This window comes from Nocardioides sp. Leaf285 (assembly GCF_001422955.1).
GTDB classification, from domain to species: Bacteria; Actinomycetota; Actinomycetes; order Propionibacteriales; family Nocardioidaceae; genus Nocardioides; species Nocardioides kribbensis.
On record NZ_LMNH01000004.1, the window covers coordinates 92,230 to 108,433 of the forward strand.

At 75.3% G+C, this 16,204-nt stretch carries 18 protein-coding genes and 2 tRNA genes; 6 read left to right on the forward strand and 14 right to left on the reverse strand.

The features are described 5' to 3' along the window. The first annotated feature begins 56 nt into the window (after positions 1-56). Positions 57-554: a DUF4190 domain-containing protein gene (locus ASF47_RS14730; RefSeq protein ID WP_056864791.1), complete on the forward strand. Its 498-nt coding sequence runs from the start codon at positions 57-59 to the stop codon at positions 552-554. A gap of 15 nt (positions 555-569) precedes the next feature. On the opposite strand, the gene ASF47_RS14735 is transcribed toward ASF47_RS14730, so the two are convergent. The 10 genes from ASF47_RS14735 to ASF47_RS14780 form a co-directional block, all read right to left on the reverse strand. Further along, positions 570-1,601: a UDP-N-acetylmuramate dehydrogenase gene (locus ASF47_RS14735; protein ID WP_056864792.1), complete on the reverse strand. Its 1,032-nt coding sequence runs from the start codon at positions 1,599-1,601 to the stop codon at positions 570-572. After that, entirely contained in the window at positions 1,598-2,017 is a 420-nt protein-coding gene (locus tag ASF47_RS14740) for a MaoC/PaaZ C-terminal domain-containing protein (protein ID WP_414855748.1), read from the reverse strand. Before ASF47_RS14740 ends, ASF47_RS14735 begins: the two co-directional genes overlap by 4 nt. Next, positions 2,014-2,412, reverse strand: a complete 399-nt coding sequence (locus tag ASF47_RS14745; RefSeq protein ID WP_056864793.1) for an FAS1-like dehydratase domain-containing protein — start codon at positions 2,410-2,412, stop codon at positions 2,014-2,016. The genes ASF47_RS14740 and ASF47_RS14745 overlap by 4 nt, the downstream gene beginning before the upstream one ends. A gap of 124 nt (positions 2,413-2,536) precedes the next feature. Further along, entirely contained in the window at positions 2,537-2,707 is a 171-nt protein-coding gene (gene rpmG, locus ASF47_RS14750) for a 50S ribosomal protein L33 (RefSeq protein ID WP_056864794.1), read from the reverse strand. Between the two features lie 36 nt (positions 2,708-2,743). Further along, a tRNA-Met gene (locus ASF47_RS14755) sits at positions 2,744-2,820 on the reverse strand. 56 nt (positions 2,821-2,876) lie between these two features. Then, positions 2,877-2,949: transfer RNA gene (locus tag ASF47_RS14760), tRNA-Thr, on the reverse strand. A gap of 58 nt (positions 2,950-3,007) precedes the next feature. Continuing rightward, positions 3,008-4,435 carry an amidase gene (locus ASF47_RS14765; RefSeq protein ID WP_056864795.1) on the reverse strand — a complete coding sequence of 476 codons (1,428 nt, stop codon included), beginning with the start codon at positions 4,433-4,435 and terminating at the stop codon, positions 3,008-3,010. Positions 4,436-4,444: 9 nt separating this feature from the next. Beyond that, on the reverse strand, positions 4,445-5,041 hold the full coding sequence (locus ASF47_RS14770) for a DNA-3-methyladenine glycosylase I (protein WP_056864796.1): 597 nt from the start codon (positions 5,039-5,041) through the stop codon (positions 4,445-4,447). Further along, positions 5,038-6,030, reverse strand: coding sequence for a pirin family protein (locus ASF47_RS14775; protein WP_056864797.1), 993 nt, complete (start codon positions 6,028-6,030; stop codon positions 5,038-5,040). The genes ASF47_RS14770 and ASF47_RS14775 overlap by 4 nt, the downstream gene beginning before the upstream one ends. Positions 6,031-6,056: 26 nt before the next feature. Further along, entirely contained in the window at positions 6,057-8,441 is a 2,385-nt protein-coding gene (locus ASF47_RS14780; protein ID WP_082500468.1) for an FdhF/YdeP family oxidoreductase, read from the reverse strand. A 136-nt stretch (positions 8,442-8,577) separates the two neighbouring features. On the opposite strand from ASF47_RS14780, the gene ASF47_RS21160 reads away from it, so the two are divergent. Then, a complete protein-coding gene (locus ASF47_RS21160) occupies positions 8,578-8,715 on the forward strand; it encodes a hypothetical protein (protein WP_156697932.1) in 138 nt (45 codons plus the stop codon). A gap of 21 nt (positions 8,716-8,736) precedes the next feature. Further along, the gene (locus tag ASF47_RS14785) at positions 8,737-9,216 is read left to right on the forward strand and encodes an RDD family protein (RefSeq protein WP_056864798.1); all 480 of its coding nucleotides are present in this window, start codon (positions 8,737-8,739) and stop codon (positions 9,214-9,216) included. A gap of 75 nt (positions 9,217-9,291) precedes the next feature. On the opposite strand, the gene ASF47_RS14790 is transcribed toward ASF47_RS14785, so the two are convergent. After that, positions 9,292-10,419, reverse strand: a complete 1,128-nt coding sequence (locus tag ASF47_RS14790; protein WP_082500372.1) for a glycosyltransferase — start codon at positions 10,417-10,419, stop codon at positions 9,292-9,294. Positions 10,420-10,498: 79 nt separating this feature from the next. On the opposite strand from ASF47_RS14790, the gene ASF47_RS14795 reads away from it, so the two are divergent. Both ASF47_RS14795 and ASF47_RS14800 read left to right on the forward strand, forming a co-directional pair. Beyond that, positions 10,499-11,281 (forward strand): hypothetical protein, encoded by a 783-nt coding sequence (locus ASF47_RS14795; protein ID WP_056864799.1) that lies wholly within the window; start codon positions 10,499-10,501, stop codon positions 11,279-11,281. Then, entirely contained in the window at positions 11,278-12,465 is a 1,188-nt protein-coding gene (locus ASF47_RS14800; protein ID WP_056864800.1) for a fumarylacetoacetate hydrolase family protein, read from the forward strand. Before ASF47_RS14795 ends, ASF47_RS14800 begins: the two co-directional genes overlap by 4 nt. On the opposite strand, the gene mptB is transcribed toward ASF47_RS14800, so the two are convergent. The 3 genes from mptB to ASF47_RS14815 all read right to left on the reverse strand — a co-directional run bounded on the left by mptB (position 12,387) and on the right by ASF47_RS14815 (position 14,851). Continuing rightward, positions 12,387-13,694, reverse strand: coding sequence for a polyprenol phosphomannose-dependent alpha 1,6 mannosyltransferase MptB (gene mptB, locus ASF47_RS14805; RefSeq protein WP_200919144.1), 1,308 nt, complete (start codon positions 13,692-13,694; stop codon positions 12,387-12,389). The two genes, ASF47_RS14800 and mptB, sit on opposite strands and share 79 nt — an antisense overlap. A 25-nt stretch (positions 13,695-13,719) precedes the next feature. After that, entirely contained in the window at positions 13,720-13,944 is a 225-nt protein-coding gene (locus tag ASF47_RS14810) for a hypothetical protein (RefSeq protein ID WP_156697934.1), read from the reverse strand. Between the two features lie 157 nt (positions 13,945-14,101). Then, positions 14,102-14,851, reverse strand: a complete 750-nt coding sequence (locus tag ASF47_RS14815) for a hypothetical protein (RefSeq protein ID WP_056905337.1) — start codon at positions 14,849-14,851, stop codon at positions 14,102-14,104. Positions 14,852-15,071: 220 nt separating this feature from the next. On the opposite strand from ASF47_RS14815, the gene ASF47_RS14820 reads away from it, so the two are divergent. Then, positions 15,072-16,094, forward strand: a complete 1,023-nt coding sequence (locus ASF47_RS14820; RefSeq protein WP_082500373.1) for an SDR family NAD(P)-dependent oxidoreductase — start codon at positions 15,072-15,074, stop codon at positions 16,092-16,094. The last annotated feature ends 110 nt before the right edge of the window (positions 16,095-16,204 follow it).

Below are 16,204 nucleotides of genomic sequence, written 5' to 3' on the forward strand. Positions count from 1 at the left end.
GGTCCCGATCGCCGCGGCGGCCCCCGCGAACGCGCCCCGGGTGGGAGGATCGCCCCGTGAGCGACCCCGACGAGACGATGCCCCCCACGCACCAGCCCTACGGCGGCGCCGGACGGTCAGGCGACGCTCCGGCGTCCGGGCAGGGCCAGCCGCCCGAGCCGCAGGCCCCCTACGGGCAGGCCTCCTCCCAGCAGGGCCCCTACGGCCAGCAGCCCTACGGCCAGCCCTACGGACAGCAGCCCTGGGCAGGCCAGCCCTACGGGTACGCGGCCCCGACGACCACCCACCCGCAGGCCAACACCGCCCTCGTGCTCGGCATCGTGGCGATCGGCGGCATGTTCGTGTGCGGCCTGCCCGTGCTGGTGTCGCCCTTCGCGTGGTACGTCGGGGCGAGGGCCAAGCGGGAGATCGAGGCCGAGCCGGGCCGCTGGAGCGGGCGCAGCGAGGCCAACACCGGCATGGTCCTGGGCATCGTCGGCACCGCGCTGCTCGCGCTGGGCGTGCTCGCGGCGGTGCTGCTGGTCACGCTCGCGGTCGCCGGCTCCTCGGTCTGAGGACCCGGTCCGGGGTCACAGCGAGCAGCCCACCAGCACCGGCTCGTTGACCAGGCGTACGCCGAAGCGCGCCTCGACGCCGTCGCGGACCTCGCGGGCCAGCGCCAGGACGTCGGCCGCCCGCGCCGCACCGCGGTTGGTGACGGCGAGCGTGTGACGCGTCGACAGCGTCGCGGGGCCCGAGCCGTGGCCCTTGCCGAAGCCGGCCTGCTCGATCAGCCAGGCCGCCGACGTCTTGACGCGACCGTCGGGCTGCGGCCAGGCCGGGGCGCCCTCGGGGAGGTCGCCGGGGGCCACGACGGGGTTGGTGAAGAACGAGCCCGCGCTCCACGTGTCGTGGTCGGCGGCGTCGAGCACCATGGCCTTGCCGCGGCGCAGTCCGAGCACGGCCGCGCGCACGTCGGCGAGCGGGGCGCGCTGGCCGACCTCCACGCCGAGGGCGCGCGCCAGCTCGGCGTACCGGACCGGCTCGCCGAGGGTGCCGACGCGCAGCTGGAAGGTCACGCTGAGCACGACGAAGCGCCCGGGCTCGGTCTTGAAGCGGGAGTGGCGGTAGCCGAAGCCGCACTCGGCGTTGGCCAGCGTGAGGACCCGGGAGTCCACCCGGTCCCAGACGCGCACCGAGGCGATGGTGGAGGCGACCTCCTGGCCGTAGGCGCCGACGTTCTGGATCGGGGTGGCGCCGACCGCGCCGGGGATGCCGGCGAGGGCCTCGATGCCCGCCCACCCGGCCTCGACGGCACGGGCGACGAGGGCGTCCCAGCCCTCCCCCGCGGCGACCTCGACCATGACCCCGCCGCAGGCGGCGGCCTCCTCGGGGTCGACGTCGGGCCGCACCCCACGGGTGGCGACGGCGACGACCGTGCCCGCGAAGCCCTCGTCGGCGACGACCAGGTTGCTCCCGCCGCCGAGCACGAGCACCGGGGTGGCGTCCGCATCGGCCTCGCGCACGGCGGCGAGGAGCTCCTCCTCGGTGGTCGCGGTGACGAAGCGCTGCGCCGGACCCCCGACGCGCAGGGTGGTGTGGTCGGCCAGCCGCTCGCTCATGCGCGCACGACGGCACGGGGCATGCCGAGCACCTTCGTGCCCCCGCAGGTGACCTCGAGGGCGAGGGTGACCAGACCGTCGTCGACCTCCTTGACGCTCGCGCCCACCACGACCTCGACCCCGTCCTCGTCGTCGGGCACGACGACCGGCTGGGTGAACTTGCAGCCCAGCTCGACCACCTCGGCGCCGTCGGTCCAGTCGGCCACCGCCCGCGCGGCGAGGGCCATCGTGAACATGCCGTGCGCGATGACCCCCGGCAGACCCACCGACGTCGCGACGCGCTCGGACCAGTGGATCGGGTTGAAGTCGCCGCTGGCGCCGGCGTAGCGGACCAGGTCGGCACGGGTCACGGAGAAGGTGCGCGGCTCCAGCACGGCGCCCTTCACCAGGGCACCCGCCCCCGGCACCGCGCTCACGCCTCGCCCCGGTGGACGAGGGTGGCGGTGGCGGTGCAGACGAGCGCACCGTCGGCGTCGGAGATGTCGCTGCTGGTGCCGATGATGTCGTTGCCGCCGATCTGGCGCAGCGTCGCCACGGTCAGCGTCGCGGTGAGCACGTCGCCGGCGACCACCGGGCGGGCGTAGGTGAAGCGCTGCTCGCCGTGGACGATGCGGCGCAGCTCGACCTGCTCGGCCTCGAGGAAGTCGTTCATGGCGTCGAAGGCGAGCACGATCGGGAACGTCGCGGGGGCCGGGCCACCCTCCCAGGAGCCGCCCGAGGCCTCCGCGAACGCCCGGAGGCGCTCCTCCGAGACCGGGTAGGGCCGTGTGGGCGGGTAGGCACGACCGACGAGCGAGGAGTCGACTGGCATGCTCCCCAACCTAGTCGCAGCCGACGGCCGGGACGACGCGGCGTGGCCCTGGAGGGCGGCCCGTGGAAAGCAGACGACCCGCCCGGTGGAACCGGGCGGGTCGTGGAGCGTCGAGGACGCGGCGTCAGCGGGTCTCGCGGTGAGCCTGGTGCTGACGGCAGCGGGGGCAGAACTTCGCCAGCTCGAGCCGGTCGGGGTCGTTGCGGCGGTTCTTCTTGGTGATGTAGTTGCGCTCCTTGCACTCGACGCAGGCGAGCGTGATCTTGGGGCGAACGTCGGAGCTCTTGCTGGCCACGGGAAGTCCTTGCGGGTCGTCGATGGGTGCGGAGATTGGTAGCGGGAGCGGGACTCGAACCCGCGACACCACGATTATGAGTCGTGTGCTCTAACCACCTGAGCTACCCCGCCACACGGGCAGGAGTGCGCCCCCCAGAGTAGCCCGGGGGGCGTCACGCCTGTGCCAGAGCCCCTTTACGGAATCGAACCGTAGACCTTCTCCTTACCATGGAGACGCTCTGCCGACTGAGCTAAAGGGGCAACGACCGAGAACCATACACACGCCGGGCGGGATCGAAAAATCGGCCCGCAACGACGCTCAGGACACGGCCCCGGGAGCCGCTCCGGGCCCCCTCACGGAGGCGAACGGGCGGGCCTGCTCGAGCTCCAGCGACAGCTCGAGCAGCAGGGCCTCGCGCCCCGCGCCGGCGGACAGCACGACCCCCTGCGGGAGCCCCGAGGAGGTGGTCGCCAGGGGCAGCGACACCGACGGGTCGCCGGTGACGTTCTGCACCGGGGTGAAGGCCACCCAGGCCAGCAGCCGCTCCACGATCGTGGCGTGGTCGAGGGTCGGTGACAGGTGGCCCAGGAGCGGCGTCTCGTGGGCCACGGTGGGGGTCAGCAGGACGTCGTGACGGGCGAAGAAGGCCGCGGAGCGGTCGGGGGCCCGGCGCATCCGCAGCAGTGCCGCGGGCAGGTGGTGCACGTGGCGCCGCAGGTGCCGGTCGAGCCCGCGGGTGAGGTGGTCGAGCCGCTCGGGGTGCCAGTCGCGGCGGTGGACCAGGCGGCCGGTGCGGACCACGGCGGAGGCGAGGAAGGCCCAGTAGAGCAGGAAGTCGTCGGGGAGGGACGCGTCGGCGGGCACCTCGGCGACCTCCTCGACGTGGTGGCCGAGGTCCTCGAGGAGCGCGCCCACGCCCCGGGTCAGCGCCGCGACCTCGGGGCTGGCGCCGTGGCGCAGGCCGGTGGTGTTCAACGCCACACGCAGCCGGGCACGACCGGGGCGGGTGATGTCGCCCACGGGCGGGAGGTGGAGCGCGCGGTAGACCCGCTCGGCCTCGCGGAGGAAGGCGGCGGTGTCGCGCACCGAGCGCGTCAGCACCCCGTCGCTGACGATGCGCACGGGCATGTCGCGGTGCACGCGGTCCTGGGCCAGCCGGTCGCGCGTGGGCTTGAGGCCGACCAGGCCGTTGACCGAGGCGGGGATGCGGATGGAGCCGCCTCCGTCGTTGGCGTGGGCCAGCGGCACCGCCCCTGCGGCCACGAGCGCGGCGGCGCCGGCCGACGAGGCCCCGGCCGGGTGGTCGGTGGACCAGGGGCTGCGCACGGGCCCCAGACGGGGGTGCTCGGCGACCGCGTTGAAGCCGAACTCCGAGAGCCGGGTCTTGCCCAGCACGACGAGCCCCGTCGCACGGACCATCCGGGCCACGTCGCCGTCGCGCCTCGCCACCGGCGCGGTGTAGGCCTCGGTGCCGTCGCCCGTGGGCATCCCCGCCGCCGCGACGTTGTCCTTGAGGTACGTCGGCACCCCGGCGAAGAAGCCCGGCCGGGGGTCGAGCGCCTCGGTGCGGGCCCGGTCGTGGGCGGCGTGGGCGACCGCGCCGAGGACCGGGTCGACCCGCTCCACCCGGGCGATGGCCGCGTCGACGACCTCGCGCACCGAGACCTCGCCGCTGTGCAGCGCGGCGACCAGGCCGACGGCGTCGTGGTCGGCCAGGGCGTCGTCGGTGAAGGCGTGCACGCGCATGCCGGGACGCTACTGCGTGACCTCGCCCCTGCGGTGGCAACCGAGCAGGTGGGGGTCGAAGACGCCGACGGCCTCCATGAGGGCGAACATCGTGGTCGGCCCGACGAAGGCGTAGCCGTGCCGCTTCAGCGCCTTCGACAGCGCCGTGGACTCCGGCGAGGTGGTCTGCTGCTCCCCGGTGTGGTGCGGGGCCGGAGGAGCCTGCGGAGCGTGCTCGAGCACCAGCGCCTCCAGGCCGCCGGAGGAGCGCAGCGCGACCGTCGCCGCGGCGTTGGTGAGCGCGGCCTCGATCTTGCGGCGGTTGCGCACGATGCGGGCGTCGGCCATCAGTCGCTCGGTGTCGGCGGCGTCGAGGGCGGCCACCCGCTCGGCGTCGAAGCCGAGGAACGCCTCGCGGAAGGCCGGGCGCTTGGCCAGGATCGTCGACCACGAGAGGCCCGACTGGAAGGCCTCCAGCGTGAGCCGCTCGAAGTACGCCGACTCCCCGGACACCGGCCGACCCCACTCCTGGTCGTGGTAGTCGCGCATCGTGCCGGGCGCACCCGCCCACGGGCACCGTGCCACGCCGTCCTCCCCCACGACGGGCCCCACCCCGGTGCCGCTCACCGGCGCTCGCGCAGCCGCACCCGCGGCAGGTCGGGGGCCGGGATCGGCGCCAGCGACTCACCGAGCACGACGCCGAAGGGACCGTCGACGGCGTGGTCGGGGGAGCCGTCGGCGCCCGCGCCGGCCTCGACCTGGGCCTGCCAGGCCGCGCGGTGGGCGACGACCTCGTCGTGGTCGCGGCCCACGAAGTTCCACCACATCACGATGGCCTCCCCGAAGGGCGGGCCGCCGAGCACCAGCAGGCGCGCCCCCTCGGCGCCGGCGTGCAGGGCCAGGACGCCCGCTCCCGGTGGCACGTAGGCGAGCTCGTGGGCCTCGACCGCCTCCCCCGCCGCGTGGACCGAGCCGGTGTCGACGAGCACCCCGTGCTCGAAGGAGGGGTCGACGTCGAGGTCGAGCCGCGCCCCGGGCTCCAGCAGCAGCTCGGCGCCCAGCAACGGGGTGTGGGTGGACACCGGGGAGGTCTCTCCCAGCAGCGACCCGAGGAACACCCGGGCCACCCAGCCGTCCCCGGTGCGCGGTGCGGGTGCGTGGTGGTCGAAGGCGGGGTCGACGAAGCGGGCGCCGTCGGGCAGGGCCACCCACAGCTGCGCGCCGTGGAGGGTGGTCGTGCCGGGGGGCGACACCTCGGAGTGGCTGATGCCCCGGCCGGCGGTCATGAGGTTGAGCTCCCCGGGGCGCACCATCGCGGCCGTGCCGAGGCTGTCGCGGTGCTGCACCTCGCCGGTGAACAGCCAGCTCACGGTCTGCAGGCCGGTGTGGGGGTGGGGTGCGACGACCATGCCGCCGGTGGAGGCGACGTCGTCGGGCCCGTAGTGGTCGAGGAAGCACCACGCGCCGATGAGGGAGCGCCCTCGCTGGGGCAGCGTGCGTCGCACCGTCATGCCGCGCGGGCCACCGAGCGGCACCAGCCGCGGGGCGACGACCTCCACGGTCGTCGACCCCGCGGCGCAGGTGACCTCGTCGGGGCGCTCCTCGAGGTTGCTCACCGCTGCTCCGTCCTGGGCCGGGCCGGTCAGGAGAGCTGGTCGGGCTCGACCCAGTGCTTGCCCTCGTCGTCGGCGTCGACGCTGGGGTCGAAGAGCACCCCGGCGTTGCTGTTGATCTCGTCGCCGGCGACCGCGTCGGTGGGCCGCAGCGTGACGATCACGGACTTGAAGGCCGGCTGGTTGCTGCCGAGCGCCTTGGACTCCAGCGGGACCAGGGGGTTGGTCTCGGGGTAGTAGGCCGCCGCGCAGCCGCGGGGCTGCTCGTAGGAGACGACCCGGAAGGCCGGGGCCTCGCGCCGCGAGCCGTCCTCCCACTCGCTGCACAGGTCGACCATCTGGCCGTCGACCAGGCCCAGCTCGGTGATGTCCTCGGGGTTGACGAACACCACGCGGCGACCGTTCTTCACGCCGCGGTAGCGGTCGTCGAGACCGTAGATCGTGGTGTTGAACTGGTCGTGCGAGCGCATGGTCTGCAGCACCAGCCGGCCCTGCGGCACCTCGAGGATCTCGGTGGGGATCGCGGTGAAGACGGCCTTGTCGACCTTCGTGGGGAAGGTGCGGGAGTCGCGCGGCGGGTGCGGCAGGACGAACCCGCCGGGCTGGGCGACCTTCTCGTCGTAGGACTCGCACCCGGGCACGACGCGCGCGATGCGGTGGCGGATCTCGCTGTAGTCGGAGCGGAACGCGTCCCAGGGGAGGTCGTGGCGCTCGCCGATGGTGGCCTGGGCCATCGAGCAGATGATGTCGACCTCGCTGCGCAGGTGCTCCGAGGCCGGCTTGAGCGGGCCCTTGGAGGCGTGCACGGCCGACATCGAGTCCTCGACGGTGATGCGCTGCTCGCGGCCGCCGGTGTGGTCCTTCTCGCTGCGGCCCAGCACGGGGAGGATGAGGGCCTCGGTGCCGTGCACGACGTGCGAGCGGTTGAGCTTGGTCGAGACGTGCACGGTCAGGTCGGCGTTGCGCATGGCCGCCTCCGTGACCGTGGTGTCCGACATCGCCGAGACGAAGTTGCCGCCCATGCCGAAGAAGACCTTGATCTTGCGGTCGCGCAGCTCGCACACGGCGGCCACCGCGTCGACGCCGTGCTCGCGCGGCGGGTCGAAGCCGAACTCCGCCTGGAGGGCGTCGAGGAAGTGCGCCGGCGGGCGCTCCCAGATGCCCATCGTGCGGTCGCCCTGCACGTTGGAGTGCCCGCGCACCGGGCACAGACCCGCACCGGGCTTGCCGATGTTGCCCTGCAGGAAGGCGAGGTTGGAGATCTCCTTGACCGTGGCCACGCCGTTGCGGTGCTGGGTGATGCCCATGGCCCAGCAGATCGTGGTGGCGTCGGACTCGGCGAACATCCGCGCGGCCGCCTCGATCTGCTCACGGCTCAGGCCGGTGGCGCGCAGGACGAGGTCCCAGTCGAGCGCGCGGGCGGTCTCGGCCCAGGCCTCGAAGCCGGTGGTGTGGCGCTCGATGAAGTCGTGGTCGAGGGCGTCCCACTCCAGGAGCAGCGAGCCGATGGCCTGGAAGAGCGCCTGGTCGCCGTTGATCTTGACCGGCAGGTGCATGTCGGCGATCTCGGTGCCGTTGAGCGCCATGCCCTTGGGCGTCTGGGGGTTCTTGAACCGCACCAGGCCGGCCTCGCGCAGCGGGTTGATCGCGAGGATCTTCGCGCCGTTCTTCTTGGCGATCTCCAGCGCGCTGAGCATGCGCGGGTGGTTGGTGCCGGGGTTCTGGCCGGCGATCACGATGAGCTTCGCGACGTGGATGTCCTCCAGGCTGACCGAGCCCTTGCCGATGCCGATCACCTCGGCCAGGCCGACCGAGGTCGACTCGTGGCACATGTTGGAGCAGTCGGGGAGGTTGTTGGTGCCGAAGGCGCGCACGAAGAGCTGGTAGGCGAACGCCGCCTCGTTGGAGGTCTTGCCCGAGGTGTAGAACACCGCCTCGTCGGGGCTGTCGAGGCCCTTGAGGTGGCCGCCGATGAGGGCGAAGGCGTCGTCCCAGCTGATCGGCTCGTAGTGGGTGCCGCCGGCCCGCACGACCATCGGCTCGGTGAGGCGACCCTGCTGGCCCAGCCAGTAGTCGGTGCGCTCGCGCAGCTCGGCCAGGGGGTGGGCGGCGAAGAACTCCCGGCCGATGGTGCGCTTGGTGGCCTCCTCGGTGACCGCCTTGGCGCCGTTCTCGCAGAACTCGGCGGTGTGGCGGTGCGACGGGTCGGGGTCGGGCCACGCGCAGCCCTGGCAGTCGAAGCCGTCGGCCTGGTTGAGCTTGAGGAGCGTCTGCGCGGTGCGCACGACACCCATCTGCTCGATGGAGCGCTTCATGGAGACCGCGACCGCGGTCTTGCCGGCAGCGGCGTGGGCGGTGCCGCCGACCTCGAGGTCGGATTCGTCGATGTCGTGGCGGGGGGCGGTGCGGCTCATGGGCACCATCATGCTCCGGCGCACCAGCGCCACCACACCTGCCCGGGTGGCAGACCTGGCTCGCGCCCGCACCGCGCCGCTAGATTGCGGGCCCCGAGGTGTGCGAGCACCCACCGAGCCCCACCCAGGAGAGACCATGTCGTCCTACGACCCGCCGAACCCCCCGAACCCGCAGGACCCCTACGGCCAGCAGGGCGCCGGCCAGCCCGGCTACGGCGCCCCGCAGTACGGCGCACCCCAGTACGGGGCTCCCCAGTACGGCGCGCCGCAGTAAGGCGGCCAGCCGGGCGGCCCGGTGCCCGCGGGTCTGCTCGAGCGCTTCCTGGCCCGGCTCATCGACGGCGTGCTGATGGGCATCGTCAGCTTCATCATCGGCCTGGTCTTCGGCGGCGCCGTGGTCGCCACCGGCGGCACCGGCACCGACGGCCAGAGCTACGCCGCCGCCGCGGCCGCCACCGTGCTCGGCGTCATCGTCAACCTCGCCTACTTCGGCTTCCTGGAGTCCTCCCGCGGCGCCACGCTGGGCAAGCAGCTGCTCAAGCTGCGCGTGGTCGCCCCCGAGGGCGGCAACCCGACCCTCGCCACCGCGGTGAAGCGCAACATCTTCCTCGCCTTCGGCCTGGCCGGGCTGGTCCCGTTCCTCGGGATCATCGGCAGCCTCGCGACCCTCGTGGCCGTCATCGTCATCGCCGTGCAGATCAACGGCGACAAGGCCCAGCGCCAGGGCTGGCACGACAAGTTCGCCGGCGGCACCCACGTGGTCAAGGTCGGCTGACCCGACAGCACCCGGCAGTACCCGGCAGCACCCAGCAGCACCCAGCAGCACCCAGCAGCACCGCCTCGGGGCGGGTCAGGCCGACAGCCTGGCCCGCCCCGACACGCGTGCGTGCACGGTGAGCATCGCGTCGACCGCCTGCGGCCAGGTGAAGAGCTCGGCGCGGGCCCGGGCGCCCGCCCGGCGCGCACCCTCCGGCCGGGCGGCGAGCTCCAGCACCGCGTCGGCCAGGGAGGCGGCGTCGGGCGCACCCCAGGTGCCCGAGGCGGCGTCGACCAGCTCGCGGGCGCCACCGCGGTCGGCGGTGACGACCGGGGTGCCGCAGGCCAGGGCCTCGAGCACGGCCAGCCCGAAGGTCTCCCCCGGGCACACCGACAGGGCGACGTCGGCCGCAGCCAGCCGACCGGCGACCTCGGCGCGACCGGCGACGTAGCCGTGCAGGCGCACCGGCGCGGCGCCCGCCAGCGCCTCCAGCTCGTCGCGGTGCGGGCCCTCGCCGTAGACGTCGAGACGCACGGGCACCCCGCGACGGTGGAGCTCCACGGCGGTGGCGACGGCCAGGTGCGGCGACTTCTCCCGCGAGAGCCGGCCGACGTGCACCAGGCGCAGCTCACGCCCCGCCGTCGGGCGCGACGGGTCGGGGCGGAAGGTCGCGAGGTCGACCCCGAGCGGCACCTGCGCGACAGGGCAGCCGGCGGCCGCGGCGACCTGCGCGAACTCGCGGCGCGCGTAGTCGGAGGTCACCACGAGGGTGTCGACACTGCGCACGAGCAACCGGTTGAGCACGCGCACCGAGGCCTTGGCCCCGAGGTCGAGGCCCGTGCGCAGGGCGAGCATGTCGTCGAGGCGCTCGTGGGAGAAGAGCACGCTGCCGACCCCACGGCGACGGGCCCAGCGCGCCACGGGCAGCAGCGTCGTCTTGTCGCTGAGCTCCACCGAGGTGGGCGCGAAGTCCTCCAGCACGTCGGTGACGCGCCAGGGCTCGACGATCAGGCGGTAGCCGCCACCGACACGCGGCGCGCGCAGCTGCACGACGTCGCCCTCCGGGGTCTCGGTGCGGGCGTCGACCGGGCCCGGCACGACGAGCAGCCGTCGCGCGCCGGCCGCGGCGTACCCCTGTCCGAGCGCGGCGACGGCGGTCCGCATGCCGCCGGAGGAGGGGCCGATGAAGTTGGCCAGCTGGGCGATGCGCACGCGGGTCACCGTGGCGGCACGCGGTGAACGGACGGCGACGTCGCCGTGGCCCCGGTGTGGCCGGCTCCGGCCCTCTAGGCTGCCGGTCGTGCCCGCACCGTGGACCCACGCCCTCGCCGACGCGGTCGTGAGCGACCCCGCCCTCCCCCCGTCGTACGACGAGCGCCTCGGCTCCCTGCCGGGCGCAGCGCTCGTCGCCGACACCGACCTGCCGCGGCTGACGCTGCCGCAGGAGGGCCGGCTCGCCGTGGCAGTCGCGGTCACCGGCGGGGCCGGCCAGCTGGCCGGTCCGGCCGGGTGGTGCGCACGCCGGCCGCAGGTGGGCCTGACGAGGCTGGCGGTGACGCTGCGCGACCTCGACGACCTGGCCGGCAACGCCCGCCGGGTCGTCGCCGCGGTCGACGCGGCGCGCGGGGAGGGCGCCCTCGCCGACGACGTCGTCGTGCAGGTGGGCGTGCCGGCGGGCCACCTCGGCCCCACCGGCCCCACGACCGCCTGGCTGGCGGCGCTCGACGAGCTGGCCGCCGCCGAGCTCGGCCTGCTGCTGCCCGCCGCCACCGAGCCCGGGCTGCTCGCGGCGCTGGTCGACGCCGCCCTCGACCGCGAGACCCCGTGGCACGCCACCGGCGCCGGCGCCGCACCGGTGCCCGCCCCCGGCCCGCTGGCGCTGCTCGGGGCCACCCGGCTGGCCTTCGACGGCGCCTCGCGCGGCGAGGTCGTCGAGGCGCTCACGACGGCCGACGCGGCCGCGCTGGTCGGCCTGGACGGGCTCGCGGGGGCCCGACGCTGGCTGACCGGCGCCGACCTGGCCTCCCCCACCGAGGTCGAGGCCCTCGGCGCGGCGCTGCGCGAGCTGGGCGTGGCGCTGTGAGCCCTGTGAGCCCCGACGGCGCCGGGGACGGCGCGACGGACGGCTTCGGCCTCGACCACCTGCCCTACGGCGTCTTCTCCCGCGACGGCGGTCCGCGCCGCGTCGGGGCGCGGCTGGGCGACCGGGTGGTCGACCTGGCCGAGGCCACCGGGCGTCCCGAGCTCGCGACGGCGTCGCTCCACGCGCTGATGGCCCTGGGGCCGGCGGTGTGGGCCGAGACCCGGGAGCAGGTGCGCGACCTGGCCGCCACCGGGGTCGCGCCCTCCCACGACCTGGCCGACGTCGTGCTGCACCTGCCCTTCGAGGTGGCCGACCTGGTGGACTTCTACGCCTCCGAGCACCACGCCACCCGCGTGGCGGAGATCCTGCGGCCCGGTCAGGACCCGCTGCCCCCGCAGTGGCGCCACCTGCCGGTGGGATACCACGGCCGCGCGGGCACCGTGGTCGTCAGCGGCACCCCGGTCGTCCGCCCCCGCGGCCAGGGTCGTCCCTCCCGCGAGGAGCCCGACCGGCCGGCCTTCGGCCCCACGCAGCGCCTGGACCTCGAGGCCGAGCTCGGCTTCGTGGTCGGCGTCCCGAGCGCCCTGGGGAGCACGGTGGGCGTGGACGCCCTGGCCGACCACGTCTTCGGCGTCGTGGGCGTCAACGACTGGTCGGCGCGCGACCTCCAGGCGTGGGAGTACGTGCCGCTCGGTCCGATGCTCGGCAAGTCCTTCGCCACCTCGGTCTCGGCGTGGGTGACCCCGCTGGCGGCGCTCGACGCGGCCTGGTGCGACCTCCCGGGCCAGGAGCCCGCCCCGCTGCCGCACCTGCGCCACGCCGACGGCTCCACCCCGCGGGGGCTCGACGTCGAGGTCGAGGTCGAGGTGGCGGGCACGGTGGTGAGCCGGCCGTCGTACGCCACGACCTACTGGGCGCCCGCGCAGATGCTGGCCCACCTGACCTCCAACGGCGCCGCGCTGCGCACCGGCGACCTGTTCGCCTCGGGCACGATCAGCGGCCCCGGTGACGACGAGCGGGGCTGCCTGCTCGAGCTGACCCGGGGCGGGCGCGTGGAGGGCGCGGGGCGCGGCTTCCTCGAGGACGGCGACGAGGTGGTGCTGCGCTACTCCGCGCCGTCGACCACCGGCGGTCGGATCACGCTCGGCGAGGTGCGCGGCACCGTCGCTCCCGCCGCGGGCTGAGCGCCCGACGCGGGCCCCGCACCCCGGGCGGGCGCGCGCGCCGGGCTGGCGTGGGCGATGCGCCCGAGCCGGGCGCGGGCGCGGCGGGTGAGCAGGAGCACCGGCAGCAGCGCCGCCACGAGCAGGCAGCCCAGCACGATCGCCAGGTAGGCGCCGTGCAGCGAGGAGTCGAGGGGGGCGACCAGCCCGAGCACGGTGGAGGCCGCGAGCAGCGCGACCATCCCGAGCCGGTCGAGGCGCAGCACGGCGAGGAAGGGTGCGGCCCACAGGAAGTACCACAGGTGCACGACGGGGCCGAGGACCACCGTGGCCCCGACCACCAGGGCCACCGTGGCCACCGCCGAGGCGCGGTCGCCCGCGGGCCGGCGCAGCAGCGCCCACAGGCCCAGCAGCAGGGCGGCCAGCGTGCCCGCCGTGCGCAGCACGTCGACGAGGTCCAGCGGGCCCGGGCCGAGCCCGACCAGTCCGGCGACACGGTCGAGCGCGCCGCCCACCAGCGTGGTCGACGACAGCGGGGTGCTCACGGTGCCCGGCACCCCGAGCGCGGCGACCCACCCCAGACCGAGCCCCGTGACGGCGCCGAGCCCCACCAGCACGCCGACCGCGACGCCGGCCACCGCCGCGGCGCGGCGCACCCGCTCGAGCGCCCCCGCGGCCGCGGGCAGCCCGACCAGGACGACGCCCAGGCACACCAGGCCGCCCGGCACCTTGACCGCGGCGGCGAGACCGCCCAGCACCGCACCGGCCGCCCAGCCGTGCTCGGCGGCCACCACCAGCGCCGCGGCCATCAGGCCGACCATCAGCAGGTCGTTGTGCAGGCCTCCCACGCCGTTGGCCAGCATCAGCGGCGACACGAGCACCACCGCGCTGGCCAGGGCGGGGTCGACCCCGCTCCAGCGGGCCAGCCGCGGCACCGCCCAGGCCAGCAGGAGCAGCCCCACCAGCGCCACGCCCCGGTGGGCGACCACCAGCACCCACGGGTTGCCGGTGTGGGCGGCGGCGAGGTCGCCCAGGGCGAGCGGCAGCGGCCCGTAGGGCGCCGGGGTGTCGAGCCACATCGGGTCGACGGCCTCGACCACCGGGCCCGAGAGCACCGACGGGCCGTGCTCGTAGGGCGAGAGCCCGAGGTGGGCCAACGTGCCCTGGGCGGCGTAGGACCAGCCGTCGCGGGAGAACAGGGGCGGTGCGAGCACCAGCGGTGCCGACCAGACCACGCACGCGTGGCGCACCAGCGCCAGCCGGTCGGCGGTGCTCTCACCCGTGGGGCAGCGCGACGCGACGGCACAGGCGCAGCCAGGAGGCGGCGAGCAGCCCCAGACCGGTGAGCACCACGGCCAGGCCGAGCATGCGCCCGGCCGGGTGCGCGCGCAGCGCCACCAGCGCGTCGGCGTCGAGCACGGGCGAGCTGGCCGGCAGCGTCGAGACCACCAGGCCCCCCAGGAGCACGAGCAGGCTGCCGGCGAGCCCTCGAGTCAGCACCAGCGCAGGCTAGGGAGCCCGGAGGGCCGCCGCCCGCACACGGGTCGACCCCGCGAGGAGCGGTCGGTGAACGTCAGCCGAACTCGCTCCCCGCGGGGTCGCCGGGGGTCCTGCGTGGTCGAGCGGGTGGTGCGGGTCGTGCAGGTGGGACCGGGGGTCAGCGACCCGCCGGCACCGGGGCCTCGGTGAGGACGACGTAGAACGGCTTGCGGGTGCCGTCGGTGGTGACGGAGCCGTCGCTGTTGCGCGGGGAGACCACGAAGCTCTGGGCGTTCTGGGCGCCGGTGGGCGCGCAGTTGGTCGGACCCGAGGGCGGGGTGGTCGGCGCGCCGACGTTGCAGCGGCTGACCGAGATCTCGCCGGAGAACTCCGGGTTGGCGTCGGCGCCGGGCGCACGGCCGGTGGTCACGCCGTCGCCGTTCTGGTCCACCGTGTTCTGCAGGGAGATCGTGGCGACCAGGCCGCTGTCGGAGATGTCGTCGCCGGCGCTGATGTAGACGTTGCCGTTGGCGCGCAGGCTGTTGTCGGGCGAGCCGGCGGGCGCGGTGTTGGGGAGCGTGGGGTAGGCCGCCACGATCGAGAAGCCGCCCGACTGGTCCACGATGCTGCCGTCGGCGCCCACGAGCACCCAGCGGCCCGCGCCGTCGGCCCCGTCGGCGCCAGCGGGACCCGCCGGGCCCTGGACCAGGGTGCCGTCGCGGAAGTCCTTGGCCTGCAGCGTGCCGTTCTTGACGTCGATCGAGGCCACCGAGTCGTTCTTGATGTCCTGGCCGGTCAGCGAGTTGTTGACGACGTCCTCGGAGCTGATCTTGACCGCGGCGTAGGAGGTGCCGCCCATGGCGACGACGAGTGCCATCACGGAGACGGCCATGGAGGGGGTGGGGCGACGCAGGCGAGGGAGGTTCACAGGACGGCCTTTCGAGGAGGGTGTGATCCGGGCCACGGAGGCGTGACTGACCCTGCTTCGGAGCCGCCGTCGTCACGGATGGGTGCCGCCGGCGTGTCGCCGCCAAGAGGTCTGGTCCGGCTCCGCCCCGTCGCCTCCGGCCCCACCCCTCGGGGCGGGGGAGGTCGCGGCGCACGCGGGTAGCGTCGGGGACGACCCGTCCCCTCGTGCGGAGGTCCGCATGCACCCCACGCACGATCCCTCGCCCGGCCCGTCCACCGAGGCCCCCGGGCGCCCGTCACCGGCCAGCACCGGCGGCCTGAGCGGCGACCACCGCGCCGCCCGCCCCGCCGTGCTCGTCGTCGGGGCCTCCTCCGGCATCGGCCTGGCCACGGCCCGGCGGCTGTCGGCCCGTGGCGCCCGCCTCGTGCTGGCCGCCCGCGACCCCGCGGCGCTCGACCGCACCGCCGCCGCCTGCCGCGACGCCGGGGCCGCCGCCACCCTGGTGGTGCCCACCGACCTCACCGACCCCGCCCAGGTGGAGGCGTGCGTGAGGGCCGCGGTGGCGGCGTACGGTCGGCTCGACGCGGTGGTCACCACCGCGCAGGGCATGGCCTACGGCACCGTCGAGCAGGTGCCGCGCGAGGTCTTCGAGCACGTCGTCGAGACCGCGGTGCACGGCACCGCCCACCTCGTGCGGGCGACGCTGCCCGTCTTCCGCGCCCAGGGCGCGGGCACCCTCGTCGTCGTCAGCTCCCTGCTGGCCGAGGTGGCCGTGCCCTCGATGAGCACCTACGTCACCGCCAAGTGGGGCCAGCTCGGGCTGGTGCGCTCGCTGCAGCTCGAGCTGCGCGACGAGCCTGGCCTCCACGTGTGCCTGGTCTCCCCCGGCGCCATCGACACCCCGATCTACGACGAGGCGGCGACCTACGCCGGCAGCCGTGGGTCGGCCCCGCCGCCGGTGGTCGGGCCCGACCGGGTGGCCCGTGCGGTCGAGCGCTGCCTCGACCACCCGCGCCGCCGCCACGTCGAGGTGGGCCCCGCCAACCTGGCCACGATCCTCGGCTTCCGGCTCGCGCCCTTCGTCTACGACCGCGTCGTCGGTCCCGCCGTGCGGGCCGTGGTGCTGCGCGGGCCCGCCGTGGGCCCCGACGGCGGCAACGTCCTCGAGGCCGCCCCCGGCGGCCACACCGAGCGCGGCGTCTGGACCCTCCTCGGTCGCCGCCGCACCCGCGAGGGCAGCGGGGCCCGCTGGCGGCGCTGAGCCCGCCTCGCGCCCCTCGCGCCCCGCCACGACGGCTGCACCGTCCCGACACCAGCCCGGCACCAGCCCGGCACCGCCCCGGCACCATCCCCTGCTCGACCCCACCGCAC

Bases quoted from the DNA above. Each gene is read 5' to 3' on its own strand.
- ASF47_RS14780 (WP_082500468.1), bottom strand. From the start codon at position 8,441: ATGAGCCGCACCGCCCCCCGCCACGACATCGACGAATCCGACCTCGAG.
- ASF47_RS21160 (WP_156697932.1), top strand. From the start codon at position 8,578: ATGTCGTCCTACGACCCGCCGAACCCCCCGAACCCGCAGGACCCCTAC.
- ASF47_RS14765 (WP_056864795.1), bottom strand. From the start codon at position 4,435: ATGCGCGTGCACGCCTTCACCGACGACGCCCTGGCCGACCACGACGCC.
- ASF47_RS14745 (WP_056864793.1), bottom strand. From the start codon at position 2,412: ATGCCAGTCGACTCCTCGCTCGTCGGTCGTGCCTACCCGCCCACACGG.
- ASF47_RS14820 (WP_082500373.1), top strand. From the start codon at position 15,072: ATGCACCCCACGCACGATCCCTCGCCCGGCCCGTCCACCGAGGCCCCC.
- ASF47_RS14735 (WP_056864792.1), bottom strand. From the start codon at position 1,601: ATGAGCGAGCGGCTGGCCGACCACACCACCCTGCGCGTCGGGGGTCCG.